Source organism: Streptomyces sp. NPDC056987 (assembly GCF_042673865.1).
Lineage (GTDB): Bacteria > Actinomycetota > Actinomycetes > Streptomycetales > Streptomycetaceae > Streptomyces.
On record NZ_JBHURV010000046.1, the window covers coordinates 1 to 17,977 of the forward strand.

The following is a 17,977-nucleotide window of genomic DNA, read 5'->3' on the forward strand; positions in this document are numbered from 1 at the left end:
TTTCCCTTTCCGGCGGTTCCGACTCTATCAGATCCTTTCGGGCCTGATTCCCAGTCAGTGGGGCTTGTCCTCCCGGCCCTGCGGCCGTTCCGACGTTCCGACGTTCCAAACCTTAGCGGATTCCGCAGGCGACTCATAATCGAGCCCTCGAAATGAATTTCGGCATGCCGAAATTCGTCCCGGCCAGGGGATCGTGCTGTGTTTGGGTGCCGCTGCTGCGGCGTGAGTGGTTGCTACCGGGCCGTACCGACCCCGTGACAACTCGGAGCACTTTACGGACCGGCCCGGGGCGTGTCAAACCGGTTGTCGCTCGCCCCGCTCGGCCCTCATCGGCCGTCATCGGCCCCCGTCAGTCCAGGTCGGTCAGGCGTCCGCCGGCGTCCGGCTGGGCGTCCTCCACGCGGCGCAGGAGGCGGATCAACAGCTCTCCGAGTACTCCGCGTTCGTCGCCCGTGAGGTCCTGGAGCAGTTCCTCCTCGAAGTCCGAGGCCATCCGCATCGCCGCCAGCCACTTCGTGCGGCCCTCGTCCGTCAGCTCGACGATCACGCGGACCCGGTTCGTCTCGTCGCGGTCGCGGGTCACCAGGCCCTCGCCCGCCATGCGGTCGATGCGGTGCGTCATCGCCGCCGGGGTGAGGCCGAGGCGCTTCGCGAGTTCGCCGGGGCCCAGGCGGTAGGGGGCTCCCGCGACCACCAGGGTCTTGAGGACCTCCCACTCGGCGTTGCTGATGCCGAGGTCGGCGACGTGTCTGCCGTACGCGACGTTCATCCGGCGGTTCAGCCGGCCGAGGGCCGAAACGATCTGCTCCACCTGAGGGTCGAGGTCGCGGAACTCTCGCTGGTAGGCGGCGATCTGCTCGTCGAGGCTCGGCTCCTGGAGATCCGGCGGGCCGGCTTTCGCGGGGGTGTCGGACATCGGGGCAGTATGCCACGCATCTCTGTTGGCGTTGAAGTCCTTCTCTGTGTACTGTTTAGCTTCTAAGTTTACTTTTGAAGTCTTCAGACTTCGACCCTTGATCTTTGAGGTAGGTGAGTGTGACCAGGGCGATGGGCGCATCCTCGGCGATGCGCCGGATCCAGGCGGGGAACGCGCTGAGCGCGTTCGGGCTGGGATTCACGGTTCCGTATCTCTATGTGTACGTGGCTCAGGTGCGGGAGCTGGGTGCGAGTACGGCCGGTGCCGTGCTGGCGGTCTTCGCGCTGGCCGCGCTCGTCGTGCTGCCCTTCACCGGGCGGGTGATCGACCGGCGCGGGCCGCTGCCCGTCCTGGTGGGCGGCGCGCTCGTCGCCTCCGTCGGGGCGCTCGCCATGGGGCTCGCCGGCACCGTGCCGGCCGCCGTGGCCGCCGCCGCGCTGCTGGGGGCCGGGACCGCCGTCATGCAGCCCGCGCTGGCCACGATGATCGTGCGGTCGTCGACGCCCTCGACCCGTACGCGCGCCTTCGCCACCCAGTTCTTCCTGGCGAACCTCGGGCTCGGCGTCGGCGGGCTGATCGGCGGCCAGCTCGTCGACGAGGACCGGCCCGGCAGCTTCCTCCTGCTCTTCTCCGTCGAGGCCGTGATGTTCCTCGTGCTCGCGGCGATCGCCCTCACCGTCCGGCTGCCCCGGCCCGCCGCCCTCCCCGTCCCTGAACCACCCGGGCGGTCCGCCGCTCCGGAGCGGGGGATGCGGGATCTGCTGAGCCACCGGGCCATGGTGCACCTGTGCCTGCTGGGGTTCGTGCTCTTCTTCGCCTGTTACGGGCAGTTCGAGTCGGGGCTCGCCGCGTACGGCACCGAGGCCGCCGGGATCGGTCCGTCGACCCTCGGGATCGCGCTGGCCGCCAACACCGCGGTGATCGTGGTCGCGCAGTTCGTCGTCCTGCGGCTGGTCGAGCGGCGCAGGCGCAGCCGGGTGATCGCCGCGGTCGGGCTGATCTGGGCGTTCGCCTGGGTCGTGGCAGGGTTCGCGGGGCTGGGGCACGGCGGCCAGGCGGTGGCGACGGCCGCGTTCGTCTCGACGTACGCGCTCTTCGGGCTCGGCGAGGCGATGCTGTCCCCGACCGTCGCGCCGCTGGTGGCAGATCTCGCGCCCGCCGAGTCGGTCGGCCGGTACAACTCCGCCTTCGCGCTGGTCAAGCAGGTCGCCCTGGCGGTGGGGCCGGCGGTGGGCGGGCCGATGGGCGCGGCCCTGCACGGCCCGTACATCGTGACGTTCGTCCTGTTCTCGCTCGGCATCACGGTCCTGGCCCTGCGGCTGGGGCGGCGGCTCACGCCCGTACAGGACCAGCCGTCGCTCGTGACGGCCTCGCGGGTCGTGGCTCAGGGGCTGCCCGAGCCGACCGCCGCCGCCCCTGCTCCTGTCACCGCTCCCGTCGCCGCGTCCGCGCCGGTGACCGGGGCCGTCGGCTGAGCGGACGCCCCGCACGAGGGCCCGTGGTCAGTGCGGCAGGGCGAACTCGCACCAGACGGCCTTGCCGCCCCCGGGGGTGCGGCGTGAGCCCCAGGACGAGGCGATCGTCGCGATGATCGAGATGCCGCGGCCCGCCTCGTCCGCCGGTTCGGCGCGGCGGCGGCGGGGGAGGTGGTCGTCCCCGTCCGTGACCTCGATGATCAGCCGGCGGTCGGTGCGGCGGAGTCTGAGGCGCATGGGCGGGGTGCCGTGCTGGAGGGAGTTCGCGACCAGTTCGCTCGTGGCGAGCACCCCCAGATCGCACAGCTCGACCGGGAAGCGCCAGGAGGCGAGCACGCCCGTCGCGAAGGCCCGGGCGCGCGGGGCGGCCTCGACCCCGCCGAGCAGGTCGAGTGCCGCGTTGTGGAACAGCTCCGCGTCCGCGCCCGTACGGGCAGGGTGCTGGAGGACGAGGACCGCGACGTCGTCGTCGTGGTCGTCGGTCACGCCGAGGGAGCGGATCAGCCGGTCGCAGACGACCTGGGGCGAACCCTGCGCGCCGGACAGGGCGCGCTCCAGGGAGGCGACGCCCTCGTCGATGTCCTCGCCGCGCCGCTCGACCAGTCCGTCGGTGTAGAGGACGGCGGTGGAGCCGGGCGGGAGGGCGATCGAGCCGGAGGTGTGGAGCCAGCCGCCGGTGCCGAGCGGCGGGCCCGTCGGGTCCTCGGCGCGCTCGACCGAGCCGTCCTCGGCGCGGACCAGGATGGGCAGATGGCCGGCCGAGGCGTAGACGAGGCGGCCCTCGTTGGGGTCGTGGACGGCGTAGACGCAGGTGGCGATCTGGCTGGCGTCGATCTCGGCGGCGAGTCCGTCGAGGAGTTGGAGCACCTCGTGCGGCGGCAGATCGAGGCGGGCGTAGGCGCGGACGGCGGTGCGCAACTGCCCCATGACGGCGGCGGCGCGCACCCCGCGGCCCATCACATCGCCGATGACCAGGGCCGTACGGCCGGCGCCGAGCGTGATCACGTCGTACCAGTCGCCGCCGACCGCCGCGTCCTCGCCGCCGGGCCGGTACGTGGCGGCGACGCGCAGGTCGTCGGGCTGCTCCAGCTCCTGCGGGAGCAGCGAGCGCTGGAGGGTGACGACGGTACGGCGGTGGCGGCGCTCGCTGGTGCGCAGCCGCTCGGCCGCCTCGGCGTGGTCGGTGACGTCGGCGGCGTAGATGAGGATGCCCGCCGTGCCCTGGCAGGCGATGGGAGTGCAGGTGACCGTGTAGGAGCCCTCCGCGCCGTCCTGGTGGCGGCGCGCCTTGCGGGACTTGACGGTGCGTGACGTGCCGCTGCGCAGGACCTGGTCGAGCAGGGGGAACAGGCCCAGCTCGGCGAGCTCCGGGCAGCTCTCGGCCGCGGTGGCGCCGAGGGGCCGCGGGCCGAATGTCGTGGCGTACGCGCCGTTCACGTACGCCACGCGGTGGTCGGGGCCGTACACCAGGGCGACCAGGGCGGGCAGTTCGCCGAGGACCTCCCGTACGGACAGCTCCTCGACGGAGGGGAGGGAGGGGACGTCTGCCGGGGGCTCGGGCTTCTGTTCGTACTCACCACGGGCCGCCGGTACCGTGCCGCGGTCCGTCCGCGCGGCGGAGCGGCGCTGTGTACCGGGGAGACGGGCGCTCCAACGCGTGAAGTTCACGGATTCTCTGGCCTCATGGTGTTGTGTGTCGTGCCGTGCGTCTGGGTCGGGTGGCTGGGGCGGGGGCCCGGGGTCCGTGCCGCCGGGTGGCGGCGCGGCGGAGCGGTCGGTCCGGATCACTCTGTGCAGATGTGAGCCCACCTATGGTCACACGTCCAGTGTGACCGATCGCACTGACAGGGGCACCGGGGTCACGGAGGAACCGGGGGCGCGGGGTCGCCGCGTCCCGCGTTCGCCGAGGTCACGGGGGTTTCCGGGGTCAGGAGGGGGCTGCCGGGGTCTGCCGGGGTCAATCGGTCGCAGGGATGGGACGGTCTCAGAGGTCATGCGGTCATGCGGTCGCGGGGTCGCGGGGAGCGATCGGACGGTCTCAGGGATCACGCGGTCGCCGGGGTCGCCGGCCTCACGCCTCCTCGGTCCCCTCGGAACGCTCACCATCCTTGGAACGCCCGGTCCCCCGGGATCGTTCGCCTCCCGCGGCGAGTTCGAACTCGGCGCGCGGGTGCTCCAGCGAGCCGAGGGAGACGATCTCCCGTTTGAAGAGCCCGGACAGGGTCCATTCCGCGAGAACGCGGGCCTTCCTGTTGAAGGTGGGAACACGGCTGAGGTGGTACACGCGGTGCATCAGCCAGGCCGGGTAGCCCTTGATCTTCCGGCCGTAGACGTGCCCCACGCCCTTGTGAAGACCGAGCGACGCGACCGAGCCCGCATAGGCGTGACGGTAGTCCCGGAGGGGTGCGCCGCGCAGGGAAGCGAGGATGTTCTCCGCGAGAACTCTGGCCTGCCGTACGGCGTGCTGCGCGTTGGGCGCGCACTCCTTTCCCGGTTCGTCCGAGGTCAGATCGGGTACGGCGGCGGCGTCACCGGCCGCCCAGGCGTGCTCGGTGTCGGCGACCGCGAGGTGCGCGGTGCAGCGCAGCCGGCCGTGGTCGTTCCGCGGCAGGTCGGTGGCGGCGAGGACGGGGTGCGGTTTGACGCCCGCGGTCCACACGAGCGTACGGGTGGGGAAGCGGGCGCCGTCGCTGAGGACGGCGACGCGGTCCTCGCAGGAGTCCAGGCGGGTGTCGAGCCGTACGTCGATGTTGCGGGCGCGCAGTTCCCGTACGGCGTACTTGCCCATGACGTCGCCGACCTCGGGGAGGATCCGGCCGGTGGCCTCGACGAGGATCCACTTCATGTCCTCGGCCTTGATGTTGTGGTAGTACCGCGAGGCGTAGCGGGCCATGTCCTCCAGTTCGGCGAGCGCCTCGACGCCCGCGTATCCGCCGCCGACAAAGACGAAGGTGAGGGCGGCGTCGCGGATCGCGGGGTCGCGGGTGGAGGAGGCGATGTCCATCTGTTCGATGACGTGGTTGCGCAGCCCGATGGCCTCCTCGACGGTCTTGAAACCGATGCCGTGTTCGGCGAGACCGGGGACGGGGAGCGTACGGGAGATGGAGCCCGGGGCGAGGACGAGTTCGTCGTACGCGAGGTCGACGGTGCCGGTGCCCTCCTCCTCGGAGGCGAGGGTGCGCAGGGTGGCGGTGCGTTTGGCGTGGTCGATGGCGGTGGCCTCGCCGATGAGGATCTGGCACCGGTCGAGTACGCGGCGGAGGGGGACGACGACATGGCGGGGGGAGATGTTGCCCGCGGCGGCCTCGGGGAGGAACGGCTGGTAGGTCATGTACGGGTCGGGTGACACCACGACGATCTCGGCCTCACCGCTCTTCAGCTGCTGCTTCAGTCTGCGCTGGAGCAGGAGCGCGGTGTACATGCCGACGTAGCCGCCGCCGACCACCAGGACACGGACCCTGGGCGGGCGCGCCTCGGGCAGGTCTGCCCCGGGCGGCGTTGCCTCGGGCTCGGATGCGGGGCTCGTTCCCCGGGAGATCTCAGCCGTCACCTTCCCATGACGCACCCGGCTTCGTTGTTTGTCCACAGGCGCGACGCATTGTATGACCGGAGAACGTCCGCGGGTACGGACGGCCGCAGGGCCGGCGGGCGTACGGCGCCGGGGGAGGCGCGCAGGTCAGCGGGGGCGGGGTGGGTGCGGGACGGGGGGTGAATCAGGCACGTTCCGGTCCTTGCTCCGATCGGGGGGCGCTCCGTGCGGAACTACCCTCTTCTGAATTGCCCCGGGCTCAACTATGTTCGTAGTTCGTCGGGGTGTCCGGCCGGTTACCGGACCGGGAACCCGGCAGCCAGGCGGGGAGTCTCCGGGGGGAGACATCATTACCGGGGGAACGCTTATGCACATTCAGGATTCTCATTGGCAGGCCGCCGTCGTCACGGAGGGTGACGGACGTGTGGCCGACGAGGGACGTCTGGGTACGGTGGGGGCCGGCGGGTCAGGCCGTGCCGCGCCCCTCCGTGTGGACGCACAGCGCAATCTGGAGCACGTACTGCGCGCGGCTCGCGAGGTCTTCGGCGAGCTGGGGTACGGGGCTCCGATGGAGGACGTGGCGCGGCGCGCCCGGGTCGGGGTCGGCACGGTGTACCGGCGCTTCCCGAGCAAGGACGTACTGGTCAGGCGAATAGCCGAGGAGGAGACCTCCCGGCTGACGGACCAGGCGCGTTCGGCGCTGGGCCAGGAGGAGGAGCCGTGGTCGGCACTCTCCCGCTTCCTGCGCACGTCGGTGGCGTCGGGCGCGGGACGGCTGCTGCCTCCGCAGGTGCTGCGGGTCGGGGTCGATTCCGACGACGTGGTGGTCGGGCGGAACGGGACGGCGGACGAGGCGCGGGTGCCGCAGCAGCGGCAGGCGGGCCAGCCGGACCTGCGGGTGGTCGGATCGCGGATATCGGCCTCGGCCGACGATCTGGACGACCCGGGCGCGGTCGAACTGCTCGACGTCGTAGGGCAGTTGGTGGACCGGGCGCGGGCGGCGGGTGAGCTGCGCGGTGATGTGACCGTGGCGGACGTCCTGCTGGTGATCGCGACGGCGGCGCCCACGCTGCCGGACGCGGTGCAGCAGGCGGCGGCTTCGGCGCGGCTGCTGGACATCCTGCTGGAGGGGCTGCGGTCCCGGCCGGTGTAGCCGGTGCGGCCTGCGTAGTTCGAGGCGTGTAGTTCGACGGCTGTAGTTCGACGGCTGTAGTTCGACGGCTGTAGTTCGACGCGTGTACTTCGGCATGTGGAGTGCGATGTCCGTACTTCCGTGCCTGTGGTTCCGTGTCTGTGGTTCAGCCTGGAGTTGGGCACCGTGAGGTTCTCGCGGGTGGGGCCGGTGCGTGGATGCGTACCGGCCCTTTCCGGGTGCGAGTCCGGGTCCGGGTGGGGCCGCGCCTCGGGGCGGGCTGCTTTCCCACCGAACTGCTTCCGAACTCACCTGATTTCGAACTGGTTTGCTCATGAACGGCGTTGATCTTTCCCCGAACGGGTGAAGGTTAAAGCCCACTGCGGGGAAAGCCCCCCGGACGAGTGGTGCGGGGCGCCAAGCCCTGGGTCGGCGCGTCGCGCTGTGGCACGCTGGCCCGGTGTTTGGGACAGAAGGGGCGCGCACGGGGCACGTAACAGAGCGCCTGCGGGGACTTCCGCGATGAACGGCAACGGGCGGGACGAGCCGCTGGACGAGCCGCTGGACGGCCGTGACGCCGACCCCGCCGACCGTACCGACGGTACCGCCGGTGGTACTGGCGGCGGTACGGGATCCGGCGATGTGGCGTCCTCTCGCCAACTGCCGCATCAGGTACCGGGGCAGGTGCCGGAACACGGGCCGGAACAGGGGCCGCATCACGGGCCGGGCCAGGTCCCGAACCAGGGCGGGCCCCGGGAGCCCTCCGGCACCCCCGGTGTTCCCGGCCAGGGCGGCCCGGTGGGGCCGATCGGGCCGGTCGGGCCCGTGGTGTCCGTCGGGCCGGTCGTACCGCATCCCGCGTCGGGTACGGGCGGGCCGGACGGCAGCGTCCCGCCGCAGCGCGAACGCGCCGAACGCACCGCAGGGGCCGAACGGGCCGAACGGGAGCCGGCCGCACCGGTCCCGGGAGAGCCGCCTCCCTCGGACGCCGACCTGATCCAGCGGATGCGGGACGGCGACGACAGCGCGTACGAGGAGCTGTTCCGCCGCCACTCGGAGCCGGTGCGCCGGTACGCCCGTAGCTGCTGCCGCGACGCGCACACCGCGGACGACCTGACGGCCGAGGTGTTCGCCCGTACGCTCCAGGCGGTGCGGGGCGGCGCCGGGCCCGAACAGGCGGTGCGCGCCTATCTGCTGACGACCGTACGGCGGGTGGCCGCGTCCTGGACGAAGTCCGCGAAGCGCGAGCAACTGGTCGACGACTTCGCGGTGTTCGCCGCGCAGGCGACCCGTACCTCCGAGGTCTCGGCCGAAGACACCCTCGACCTGGGCGCGGACGTCCTGGCGATGCACGAGGCCGACCGGTCCATGGCCATGCAGGCGTTCCGGAGCCTGCCGGAACGCTGGCAGGCCGTCCTGTGGCACACCACGGTCGAGGAGGAGTCGCCGAGCGAGGTCGCGCCGCTCTTCGGGCTGACCGCCAACGCCACCGCCGTACTGGCCAGCCGGGCGCGCGAGGGACTCAAGCAGGCGTATCTCCAGGCACATGTCAACTCGGCGCTCACCTCGGAGGGCGACTGCTCGCGGTACGCGGACCGGCTCGGCGCCTACGCCCGCGGCGGGCTGCGCATGCGTGCCGAGCGCGGGCTGCGCAAGCATCTGGCGGAGTGCGCGAAGTGCCGCCTCGCGGCAGGTGAGCTGGCGCAGGTCAACGCGGCGATCCCGGCGGTGCTGCCGATCGCGGTGATCGGCTGGTTCGCGGCGGGGTACTCGCTCAAGGCGGCCGGGGTCGTGGCGGGCGGCGCCGTGGGAGCGGCCGGCGCGGGCGCCGCGGCGGCGGCGACGGGCGGGGCAGCGGGGGGCGCCACAGGCGGGGCCGGTGGCGCTTCCGGCGGGTCGGCCGGCGCGGGGGCCGGTGGCGCGGGCGCCGCGTCCGAGGGGCTCGGCGCCCCGGCGAAGGCGGGGATCGCGGGGCTGCTGGTGGTCGCCGCCGCCGGTCTGGTGTACGCGCTGTCGGGCAACAGCCCGGAGCCCGACGCCAAGCCCCGGGAGAAACCGCCGGTCGCACAGCCGCTCGTACCGCGGGTACCGGTCCCGTCGTCCGCGCCGGCCGACCTTCCGGAGCCTCCCCCGGCGCCGTCCGCTCCGGCCCCGACGCCGGCTCCTTCGAAGAAGCCCGTACCGGCGCCGCCCACCCCCACGAAGCCCACGCCGGAACCCGAGCCGAGCCCGAGCCGTACCACCCCCAGCCCCAGCCCCACCCCGTCGCCGACCCCCGAGCCGTCGCCGCCGCCCCTGCCGGAGCCGACCTCCCGCCCGAAACCGCCACCGCCACCCGTCCCGGCCGACTACCAGGTCAACGAGTTGGCGTACGGCGTCCTCGGGGACGGCTCCGAGCCCGAGGTGCGGCTCGTCGGGAGCGGCTGGCTCTGGCAGCGGTCGAACGTGTCGATCGGCGGCACCCGGCACGGCCACGGCGTCACCATGCGCGCCTCGTCCTCGGTGACCATCGACCTCAACCGGAGCTGTTCGTCGTACGCGGCGCTGGTCGGTGTGGACGACCTGACGCTCGGCCAGGGCTCCGTGCGCTTCTCCCTCTACGGCGACGGCACCCGCCTCTGGCACTCCCCCGTACTGCACGGCGGCGACGCGGCCGTGCCCGTCCAGGTGGGCATCTCCGGCCGCGACTCCATCCGCCTGGTCGTGGAACCGCACACCCCGAACGATGTCGTCGCGCTCGCGGACTGGGCGCGGTCCCGCATCAGTTGCCCCTGAGCCCCGGGGCGAGGAGCGCGCGTACACCGGCCCGTACGGCGTCCCAGTCGGTACCCGGTTCGCGGTCCCGCGCCCGTGGCAGCCAGGTCGCCCGGTCCCGGTGCTCACGGCGCAACTGCTCCGTGTCCACCTCGGCGCCGGGTGGCGGACCCGACGCCTCCAGCGCGCCGATGCGCCGGTCCATCGCGGCCAGCAGCTCCCGGTCGAATGCGGTCACCGCCGCGAGGAACTCGCTCGTGGGCATGGTCACCCGTCCCGTCGGCGGGCCGGCGAACTCGATCACCCCCTCCGGGTCCGGCCGGTGCTCCCAGGCCACGGTCACGGTGTCGCCCGCGTCGGTGACATTGTCGGTGACGGTGCGCCAGCAGCGGATGTGCGGGGCGACGCGCAGATAGTCGGTGTACAGGAAACCGGCGCTGTGCCAGTTCAACGCGGCCTCGGCCTCCGGTGTGTCACGCCAGGTCCACTCCGGCGAGAACTCGGCCGCCACGTCCAGCAGGTCCGGCGGCACCGGTTCCATCGCCCCCGACACGAGCGCGATCATGTCCTCCCACAGGCGGACGACGTAGTAGTCCACGTACGGGTGCTGTGGCCTGCCCTCCTCTCCGTTCCGCAGCCGCCGGACGCTGCGCTCGGAGTAGCGCAGCACCTCGTGGCCGCCGAGGTCGACGCAGTACCAGCCGTCGGTCAGGCCGAACCAGTGCAGTACGGGACGCTCGCCGCCCCACGGTCCGACCTGCTCCAACGGGGTCAGACCGAAGCGGATGCGCATCGCGGGGTCGGTGGTCGTCACGGATTCAGTTTCGGATACGGCCGGGCCCTGTTGCACTCTCCGGGGTCACGGACACGTAGGGGCAGACGCCAGGAGAGGAAGTCATGCCCATCCAAACCGAAGCCCAGTTCACCGAGGTGTACCGGGCCCACTACGAGGACCTGCTGCGCTTCGTACGCCGTCGGGCCCACCCGATGAACGTCGACGACATCGTCGGGGAGACGTTCCTCGCCGCGTGGCGCCGCCGGAGCGAGCTGCCCGAGGATCCACGGCCCTGGCTGTTCCGCACGGCACGCAACGCCATGCTGAACGCGAACCGCGGGATGCGCCGCCGGTCGGCGCTGGTGGTGCACATCCAGCAGTCCTCCGAGCCCGGCGCCCGGCACGCCACGCCCGACATGACGGACCAGGTGGAGAACCGGCTGGAACTCGGCGCCGCCTGGCAGCAACTCGCCCCGGCGGACCAGGAAGTCCTCGCCCTGCATGTCTGGGAAGAACTCTCCGCCCGGGACGCCGCACGGGTCCTCGGCTGCACCCGCGCCGCCTATGCCATGCGGCTCACACGGGCGAAGCGCCGCCTGGCGGCACGGCTCACCGCGGGCACCGCCGTATCGCCCGCCCTCGCCATGACGCGCTGACGCTCTGCCCGCAGCCCCTTACCTCTGCTCCCTGACTGGAGACACCATGACCCACGACCTTCTCTCCCGCCTGGCCAAGCTGGACGCCGCCCCCCGCACCGAGCCGACCGCCGCCGAGATCGACCGCGAGGAGACCCTCCTGCGCACCGTGCTGAGCGACACCGAGCGCCCCGCCCGGTCGGTCGGCACCACCTTCCGCCGCCCCCTCGTCCGACGTACGGCGTTCACGCTGGCCGGCGGCCTCGCCGCGGGCCTGGCCTTCGTCGCGGTGACGGGCGGCCTGCCCGGCCTCGGCGGCGGCGGACCGCTGCCGTCGTCCGAACTGGCGAGCTGGACACCCACCCCGAACGCCCTCGACATCTCCGCAGGCAAGGGCTCCGCCGCCGAGAAGGCGTGCCTGGAGGTGGCGGGGCACAGCCCCGACAAGCCGTCCCCCACGATCGCCAACGCCGACGTGCGCGGCAAGGTCGCCTCCATGGTCGTCATCTGGGGGAAGGACGAGGCGTCGTACTGCCTGGCGGCCTCGGACGGCACCGGCCTCATGATGGCCATCGACCCGACGGTCGAGGTCGACGCCGACGCCCTCACCCTGGACACGCTGGGCGCCCGCGGCAGCGACGACGGAGAGTTCAACTACGCGCTCGGCTCGGTGGGCTCCGACGTCAAGGACGTCACCGTGCGCGACTCCGGGAAGACCATCCACGCCACGGTGCAGGACGGCCGGTGGACGGCGTGGTGGCCGGACGGCGACCCGAACGGCCTGATCACCGGCACCGTCACGGTCACCCTCAAGGACGGTACGACCCGGAGCGTCACGGGCGACGAGCTGATGGCCCAGCGCCCCGAGTGATCCGGGCGGTCGGCTCCGGCGTCGACGCACCGCGTGATCGCGTCCGGCGACATGCCGGGCGACCGTGTCGACGCCGGGGCGGTCCGCCCGCTCCGGGGCCGACCATGACCCGGTCGCCGGAGAGGTCGTCCAGACCCGTCGGCACCCGGAGAATCCGCTTGCCCAGGGCATCGACCCCGCCCATGAACAACTGGCCGACGGCCAGGGCGGGTTCCCGGACGCGACGGAGCCTTGCCGAACCGGGTCAGCCGCCCGCTTCGACGTACGACGCCAGGTTGGCCAGCGAGGAGGCGATCCCGGCCTCGTGGGCCGCCTGGTCGATGCCGGGCGGCACGTCCGTGGCGATGACGGTCACCTCGGTCCCCTCACCGGCGGCCGTGAAGTGCCAGGTCATCGTCATGGTGCCCGCGAAGGACGGATCGTCCGCCTCAAATACCCCCCGCTGCACCACGCGCTCCGGTGGCACCAGCTCGGCGAACTCAACCTCGACGACATCCGTCGCGTCCGTCGTCTTGCCGGGGCTGTCGGCGGGATCGAGGTAGGTGAGCGTCATCCGGTACCCGCCACCCGGCCGGGGGTCCCACCCCTCGACGCGCCCACGCATGCCGTCCGGCGGCATCCATGCCTCCAGCGCAGCCCGGTCGAGGAGGGCGCCGTAGACGGCCGCCGGGGGTGCCGCGATCATCCGGGCGGCGCGGTCGGTTCTTCCCATGGCCCGATCCTAGAACCGGGGCTCCGCCGTGCCCGAACCGTCGTCGGTCTTGAGCGCCGCGACGAACGACACCCAGGCACTGGCGCCGAAGGCGAGGCGGGGGCCGCCGGGGGTCTTGCTGTCGCGTACGGGGACGGTGCCGGGCCAAGTATCGGAAACTTCGACGCAGTTACTGTCGGCTCCGCTGTGGCTGGACTTGCGCCACACGGCATCCAACCCGGCGTCTCCGAAGACGTACGACCTCATTGGAGTGCATCCTTCTTGGCGGCAATCAGTGACAGTGACGTGTCGAACGGCAGAGCAGAGGCGGTGAGCCGCTCATACGCTTCGACATACCGCTCCACCCCTGCGAACTGTTCGATATAGAGACTACTTTCAAGGTGCTCCAGCAGCACCACATCAAGCCCTGGCTGACCGAAGCCGAGCACGGTGAAGCCTCCCGCCGTTCCGGGGTGCAATTCGGCGTCGAGTGGCAGCACCTGAATCCTGACGTGCGGATAGACAGCCAGATCCAGGAGCCTCTGCAACTGATCCCGCATGACACCCACGTCCGGGGTGCGCGCCGACAGCGCGGCTTCGTGGATGATCGCCCTGAGCTTCAGAGGTTCGGGGCGGCTGAGTACGGATTGCCGTGCCATACGCACCTCGACCCGTGGCGTGACCTCCTCTGGAGTCGCGTTCATCATGATCGCCCCGACAACAGCCCGCGCGTAGGCGGCGGTTTGCAGCAGACCGGGAATGAGCAACGGCTCGAAGGTGCTCACCGAAGCCGCGTCAGCCTCCAGGCTGATCAAGTCGGCGTACACGGGCGAAAGATCGTACGTCTGCCACCAGCCGCGCTTTCCTCCGTCCTTCGCCAGTATCAGCAGGAACGCGACGACGTCGGAGTCTGCCACCTCATAGATGCCGAGGAGTCGTTCCACATCCGCCGGCCGGGCGCCTCGTGTGGCGCTCTCGATGCGAGAGATCTTCGACGAGCTGAAGCCGGAGCGGGCCACCACATCGTCGAGCGTCAACTTGGCGTTCTCACGCAGGCGCTTCAGTTCCAGACCTAGCCTTCGGCGTCGCACGGTGGGTGCCGTCATGCCCCTGCGCCCCTTCATTGTCCTGGTCAACTGCGGTTTCTCTGCGTCCGCCACGGATCCCTCCATGCTCGCACAGAGGCACTCCCAACCCACCCTCAGTAACTGGCAATATTGCCAATTCACTATCACCTCTTGCCGAGCAACAGGCAATGGCGCATCCTGGGCGTGACGGAGTGCACGCGATCAAGCGCTGTGCGTGATGTCGAGTTGCTGGCTTGCGCATCCGTGCGCGCAGAGCAGCAAGAACCCTCGCGACCGAAGCACCGGTCCGAGGGCATGGTCAACGCTTTGAAGGAGCGTCAACGCATGGACTCTATCGTCCGTTTCGTCGAGCCGCTGCTGCGGCTTTTACTTCCCGGTGCGGGGCGCCATCGCGTGGCCTTGGTGCCGCCGTCGGCGTCCTCGGGACCGTGTCGGCCCTCGGGGCATCGCTCGGCCGTGGTCTTCGTCCACGCCTGCCGCTCGGAGCCGAGTGCCGGGTGCAGCGCGCTGCTACAGCCCCATCCCCGCGTCGAGTTCGAGCGGTGGAGGCGTGCCGAGCGGCGGTTGCGGTACCGGGAGCTGCGGCTCGCCGTTTCCGGTGGGGAGGTGGCCTGATGGGGTGTGCACAGGATCCTGGCGGCGGGGCTGTGGTGCTGCGGTGGAACCGGCATCCCTCGTCGGTGGGGATGGCCCGGCTGGAGTTGCGTAAGGCTCTGGCGGGTTGGGGGTTGAGCGGGCTGGAGGACTCGGCGGTGCTGATCCTCTCGGAGCTGCTGACCAACGCGGCGCGGCATGCCCGTGTCTCGCCGGGGCGGGAGATCGAGACCCGGTATCTCGCCGGGCCGCACGGGCTGCGGATCGAGGTGCACGACGCCTCCCGCGAGCAGCCGCAGCCGAGAACGCCGGACCTGGACGCGTGCGACGGGCGCGGACTCGCCATCGTCGAGGCCCTCGCCGACCAGTGGGGCGTCCACGAACGCGAGCGCGGCGGCGTCGGAAAAGTCGTCTGGGCCACCTTGTCGGAGTAGGGACCGGAGCCGGGCCGCCCGGGCGATGGTTCGGGCGGCCCATCAGCCCACCGGGACGCCGTTCTCCAGGCAGACCGTCACCCCGAGGTGGCGCGCCTCGACACAGGCCCGCACCCGGCGGGCCAGCACCGGGGTCAGGCGCTCGGGCACCCGATCCGGGGCCACGAACGCGAACGCCCGGAGTTCCGCAGCCTGGAGGCGGATCGCCGTGACCTCCTCGGCCGGCAGGACGCCGCCGTCGAAGATGACCGCCATCGCCTCGCTGCGGCCGGGGCGCGGTGGCGTCCAGTCGATGCCGAGCAGCCGGCCCGGCTCCAGGGTGAGCCCGAGTTCCTCCTCGACCTCGCGTGCCGCGCCTCGGCGGGGGGACTCGTCCCGCTCCACCGCGCCGCCGGGGATCTCCCACGGTTCCTTGTACACCGGGTCCACCAACAGCACCCGGCCTTCGAGGTCGAAGAACAGCACCCCGGCCGAGACGCGTTTACGTGCCAGCGAGCGGTCGTAGGCGGTCAGATCGTCGGCAACGGTGTCCATACGCCGAGCCTAGGCGCTTCCACGGACCCCGCGTCCAGACGCCACCACCGGTACCGGTGACGTGAGTTCTGCCGTTGTGAGGGGCGCGCCTCGGCGGCCCCGGCCCTGGTCTTGCCGTCTACGACCGGAGTGTCGGGCGGGGGGCCACGCCGCCTGCTACCGCGCGTTGGCGGGGGGCCGCCGTGCCGGTCCAGCAGGTGCCTCGGCGGGAGAGGAGGCGGCGGAGCCAGAGTTCCGTGGAGACCAGGTCCGCTATGCCGTCCAGCGGGACCGGCTCGCCCTCGGCGGCCGCGCGCAGGGCCTTGCGGACGACGCGGGCCTCGACCAGGCCCGCGTCGGCGAGGAGCGGGGCGTCGAAGAGGGTGATCAGGTCGCCGATGGAGGCGCGCAGGCCGACCCGGGTGGCCGCCGCCGAGCCCGCGCGGGAGGTGGCGCCCCAGCCCGGGGGGAGGTCGTGGATGCCCGTGCCGGCCAGGACCGTACGGAGGATGTCGGCGCGGGCGCCCGGCTGGACCCGTAGCGCCTCGGGGAGTTCGCGGCAGGCCCGTACGACCTGGTTGTCCAGGAACGGCGCGTGCAGCCGCTGGCTGCGGATCTCGCTCGCCTGCTCGAAGACCCGGTGGTCGGCCGCGAAGCGGGCGAGGGCGGCGCGGGCGCGGGCCTCGCCGGGGCGCTGGACGGAGGTGGGGCGGGTCGCGCCCGAGAGAAGGCGAACCGATACTTCGGCCAGCGCCTCGCCGGTCAGCCAGCGGGCCGCCGGGCCCGGCCGTGACCAGGTGAGCGCGGCGAGCGAGGCGCCCAGCGGGCCGTTCGACGCGGCGGACAGGAGCGCCCGGTTCGCCTCGGGGAGCCGGGCCGCGGCCTCTTCGAGTCCGGCGCGGTAGGGCGTACGGGCCAGTCTTCGCGCCGCCCGGTAGACGGTCACCGGGATGAAGAGGGAGGCCGGGGACGGGCCTTCGGCCTTCGCCAGCGCGGTGACCGGCTGGAGCAGGTGGCGTCTGCGGCGGTCGAGCAGCAGGTCGGCCAGGCGCGCCGGATGCGCGTCGAGGACCTCGCGCGCGCCCGCCCCGGTGAGGTGGTCCGCGCTGCCCGCGGCGAGGCGCCGCCGGTGGCGTTCCGCCGCGATCAGGGAGGGGCCCGGCTCGTCGGTGAGCGGGCCCTCCAACTCGGCGTACGGCAGCGCCTCCTCGCCCGCCGCGACGACCACGTGGTGCAGCCGGGGATTGTCGGCGATCGCCCGGGCCCGCTCCAGCTCCGCCTCGTCCCGGCCCGCCGCGGACAGGTCGTTGAAGGTGACGGCGAGCAGCCGCTCCCCCGCGCCCGTGCCGTGCCCGAGGATCGTGCCCGGCGCGCCGGGCAGCCCCGCGGCGAGCAGTGCGAGGGTCCCGGACGCGCTGCCGCCGGAGAGGTCGGCGCCGATGCCGGGGACGGGGCCGCCGCCCCCGCGCGCGGCGCGCCGGTCGGCGGGTCCCATGCCGGGGACGGGCCCGGGGTCGGGCGCCACCACCTCGGGGGCGTGGCGCGGCGCGAGGAGCCGGGCGCGTACGGAGTCGACGAGGGCGTCCCGTACGCCTTCGACGGCGAGCTCCGGGTCGCGCTGGGGGCCGGCCACGGCGAGGGAGGCGACCGGTTCGTACCCGGTGATCTCGCGGGACCCCTCGCGCAGCACGAGCGCGTGCCCGGGCGGGATGCGCTTGACGCCCTCGTACGGGGTGGAGTCGCGCAGCGCCTCCGGGGTTTCGGGGCAGGCGAGCAGCGCGGCCAGGTGCCCGATGTCGAGCTGCGCCTCGATGAGGTCGGCGAGCGGCAGCGCGGCGGTGGCGTACGCCGTACCGCTCGCCCAGGGCGTGTAGAAGACGGGGCGCGCCCCGGCCAGGTCGCCGGCGATGGTGATCCGGCGGCCGATCTGGGCGACGGCGGTGTAACTGCCCGACCAGGCGGTGAGATGGCGCAGCGCGCCGCCGCGCGCGGCGAACAGGCCGACGCGCAGCTCCTCGTCGGTGGCCCCGCAGCAGCCGAGTACGGCGAGCCGGGTGAAGGGGTCGACCGTGACGACTCTCACCTCGTCGGGGCGCCAGTCGCCGACTGCCCAGAGGGGATCGGGGTCGCCCCACAGGAGTTGGGAGCCGACCGGGTGGACGCTGCCGCCCTCGGAGTCGCCGACGGGGCCGACCGCGCCGGCCGTGCCGAAGCGCGCGGCGATACTGCTCCATCCCACCAACCAGCGCATCGCCGCCTCCACGCTTCCACAGCCTGTGGATCAATCGGGCCCGGACCCGGGCACCTTCGGAACCAGGATCGTGCGGTCCCGGGGCCATGATCCCGCGTCGAAGCTCAAGCTGAGAAGCTCGAACCGAAGCCGTTCGGGACCATGCTGCCATGACAACAGCGCACGGGAGGGCCTACGGAAGCGTGTGCGCGAAGGGGAATGCGCCCCTGGCATTGGCCATGTGGCGGAGATACGGCCCCCTGCCCATGGGCAGCATTCAGCCAATCTCCGAACGCGGCGCGGCGCGACGCCTCGGGCCCCGGCGCCGGCAAACGTTCGG

The 17,977-nt window shown here is 72.4% G+C and carries 15 protein-coding genes; 6 read left to right on the plus strand and 9 right to left on the minus strand.

The window, feature by feature from the left end; translation table 11 throughout:
- Positions 1–349: 349 nt before the first annotated feature.
- On the minus strand, positions 350–916 hold the full coding sequence (locus ACFTZC_RS35630; protein WP_382897156.1) for a MarR family winged helix-turn-helix transcriptional regulator: 567 nt from the start codon (positions 914–916) through the stop codon (positions 350–352).
- A 131-nt stretch (positions 917–1,047) separates the two neighbouring features.
- On the opposite strand from ACFTZC_RS35630, the gene ACFTZC_RS35635 reads away from it, so the two are divergent.
- Positions 1,048–2,391, plus strand: coding sequence for an MFS transporter (locus tag ACFTZC_RS35635; RefSeq protein WP_382897287.1), 1,344 nt, complete (start codon positions 1,048–1,050; stop codon positions 2,389–2,391).
- Between the two features lie 27 nt (positions 2,392–2,418).
- On the opposite strand, the gene ACFTZC_RS35640 is transcribed toward ACFTZC_RS35635, so the two are convergent.
- On the minus strand, positions 2,419–4,059 hold the full coding sequence (locus ACFTZC_RS35640) for a SpoIIE family protein phosphatase (protein ID WP_382897158.1): 1,641 nt from the start codon (positions 4,057–4,059) through the stop codon (positions 2,419–2,421).
- A gap of 403 nt (positions 4,060–4,462) precedes the next feature.
- Entirely contained in the window at positions 4,463–5,812 is a 1,350-nt protein-coding gene (locus ACFTZC_RS35645; RefSeq protein ID WP_382897290.1) for an NAD(P)/FAD-dependent oxidoreductase, read from the minus strand.
- A 475-nt stretch (positions 5,813–6,287) separates the two neighbouring features.
- On the opposite strand from ACFTZC_RS35645, the gene ACFTZC_RS35650 reads away from it, so the two are divergent.
- Both ACFTZC_RS35650 and ACFTZC_RS35655 read left to right on the plus strand, forming a co-directional pair.
- Positions 6,288–7,073, plus strand: coding sequence for a TetR/AcrR family transcriptional regulator (locus ACFTZC_RS35650; protein ID WP_382897160.1), 786 nt, complete (start codon positions 6,288–6,290; stop codon positions 7,071–7,073).
- Between the two features lie 501 nt (positions 7,074–7,574).
- Complete coding sequence (locus ACFTZC_RS35655) at positions 7,575–9,827, plus strand: sigma-70 family RNA polymerase sigma factor (RefSeq protein WP_382897163.1); 2,253 nt, start codon at positions 7,575–7,577, stop codon at positions 9,825–9,827.
- Here ACFTZC_RS35655 and ACFTZC_RS35660 read toward each other — a convergent pair.
- On the minus strand, positions 9,814–10,620 hold the full coding sequence (locus ACFTZC_RS35660; RefSeq protein WP_382897164.1) for a DUF5984 family protein: 807 nt from the start codon (positions 10,618–10,620) through the stop codon (positions 9,814–9,816). The two genes, ACFTZC_RS35655 and ACFTZC_RS35660, sit on opposite strands and share 14 nt — an antisense overlap.
- Positions 10,621–10,703: 83 nt before the next feature.
- Here ACFTZC_RS35660 and ACFTZC_RS35665 point away from each other — a divergent pair, with 83 nt between their 5' ends.
- Positions 10,704–11,237 (plus strand): RNA polymerase sigma factor, encoded by a 534-nt coding sequence (locus ACFTZC_RS35665; RefSeq protein WP_382897167.1) that lies wholly within the window; start codon positions 10,704–10,706, stop codon positions 11,235–11,237.
- 46 nt (positions 11,238–11,283) lie between these two features.
- Positions 11,284–12,087, plus strand: coding sequence for a hypothetical protein (locus ACFTZC_RS35670; protein WP_382897170.1), 804 nt, complete (start codon positions 11,284–11,286; stop codon positions 12,085–12,087).
- Between the two features lie 244 nt (positions 12,088–12,331).
- On the opposite strand, the gene ACFTZC_RS35675 is transcribed toward ACFTZC_RS35670, so the two are convergent.
- The 3 genes from ACFTZC_RS35675 to ACFTZC_RS35685 are packed head-to-tail and all read right to left on the minus strand — an operon-like array spanning position 12,332 to position 13,884.
- Positions 12,332–12,799 (minus strand): SRPBCC family protein, encoded by a 468-nt coding sequence (locus ACFTZC_RS35675; protein ID WP_382897173.1) that lies wholly within the window; start codon positions 12,797–12,799, stop codon positions 12,332–12,334.
- Between the two features lie 9 nt (positions 12,800–12,808).
- Positions 12,809–13,045, minus strand: a complete 237-nt coding sequence (locus ACFTZC_RS35680) for a DUF397 domain-containing protein (RefSeq protein ID WP_382897176.1) — start codon at positions 13,043–13,045, stop codon at positions 12,809–12,811.
- Positions 13,042–13,884: a helix-turn-helix domain-containing protein gene (locus tag ACFTZC_RS35685; RefSeq protein ID WP_382897177.1), complete on the minus strand. Its 843-nt coding sequence runs from the start codon at positions 13,882–13,884 to the stop codon at positions 13,042–13,044. The genes ACFTZC_RS35680 and ACFTZC_RS35685 overlap by 4 nt, the downstream gene beginning before the upstream one ends.
- Before the next feature lie 596 nt (positions 13,885–14,480).
- On the opposite strand from ACFTZC_RS35685, the gene ACFTZC_RS35690 reads away from it, so the two are divergent.
- Positions 14,481–14,894, plus strand: coding sequence for an ATP-binding protein (locus ACFTZC_RS35690; RefSeq protein ID WP_382897179.1), 414 nt, complete (start codon positions 14,481–14,483; stop codon positions 14,892–14,894).
- Between the two features lie 42 nt (positions 14,895–14,936).
- On the opposite strand, the gene ACFTZC_RS35695 is transcribed toward ACFTZC_RS35690, so the two are convergent.
- Positions 14,937–15,428 carry an NUDIX domain-containing protein gene (locus tag ACFTZC_RS35695; protein ID WP_382897181.1) on the minus strand — a complete coding sequence of 164 codons (492 nt, stop codon included), beginning with the start codon at positions 15,426–15,428 and terminating at the stop codon, positions 14,937–14,939.
- Between the two features lie 118 nt (positions 15,429–15,546).
- Positions 15,547–17,658, minus strand: a complete 2,112-nt coding sequence (locus ACFTZC_RS35700; protein WP_382897183.1) for an asparagine synthase-related protein — start codon at positions 17,656–17,658, stop codon at positions 15,547–15,549.
- Between the last annotated feature and the right edge of the window lie 319 nt (positions 17,659–17,977).

Excerpts from the sequence above, each read along its gene's own strand:
- ACFTZC_RS35630 (WP_382897156.1), bottom strand. The coding sequence starts at position 916 with ATGTCCGACACCCCCGCGAAAGCCGGCCCGCCGGATCTCCAGGAGCCG.
- ACFTZC_RS35635 (WP_382897287.1), top strand. The coding sequence starts at position 1,048 with ATGGGCGCATCCTCGGCGATGCGCCGGATCCAGGCGGGGAACGCGCTG.
- ACFTZC_RS35645 (WP_382897290.1), bottom strand. The coding sequence starts at position 5,812 with ATGTACACCGCGCTCCTGCTCCAGCGCAGACTGAAGCAGCAGCTGAAG.
- ACFTZC_RS35650 (WP_382897160.1), top strand. The coding sequence starts at position 6,288 with ATGCACATTCAGGATTCTCATTGGCAGGCCGCCGTCGTCACGGAGGGT.
- ACFTZC_RS35655 (WP_382897163.1), top strand. The coding sequence starts at position 7,575 with ATGAACGGCAACGGGCGGGACGAGCCGCTGGACGAGCCGCTGGACGGC.
- ACFTZC_RS35665 (WP_382897167.1), top strand. The coding sequence starts at position 10,704 with ATGCCCATCCAAACCGAAGCCCAGTTCACCGAGGTGTACCGGGCCCAC.
- ACFTZC_RS35670 (WP_382897170.1), top strand. The coding sequence starts at position 11,284 with ATGACCCACGACCTTCTCTCCCGCCTGGCCAAGCTGGACGCCGCCCCC.
- ACFTZC_RS35675 (WP_382897173.1), bottom strand. The coding sequence starts at position 12,799 with ATGGGAAGAACCGACCGCGCCGCCCGGATGATCGCGGCACCCCCGGCG.
- ACFTZC_RS35680 (WP_382897176.1), bottom strand. The coding sequence starts at position 13,045 with ATGAGGTCGTACGTCTTCGGAGACGCCGGGTTGGATGCCGTGTGGCGC.
- ACFTZC_RS35685 (WP_382897177.1), bottom strand. The coding sequence starts at position 13,884 with ATGACGGCACCCACCGTGCGACGCCGAAGGCTAGGTCTGGAACTGAAG.
- ACFTZC_RS35690 (WP_382897179.1), top strand. The coding sequence starts at position 14,481 with ATGGGGTGTGCACAGGATCCTGGCGGCGGGGCTGTGGTGCTGCGGTGG.
- ACFTZC_RS35695 (WP_382897181.1), bottom strand. The coding sequence starts at position 15,428 with ATGGACACCGTTGCCGACGATCTGACCGCCTACGACCGCTCGCTGGCA.
- ACFTZC_RS35700 (WP_382897183.1), bottom strand. The coding sequence starts at position 17,658 with ATGCGCTGGTTGGTGGGATGGAGCAGTATCGCCGCGCGCTTCGGCACG.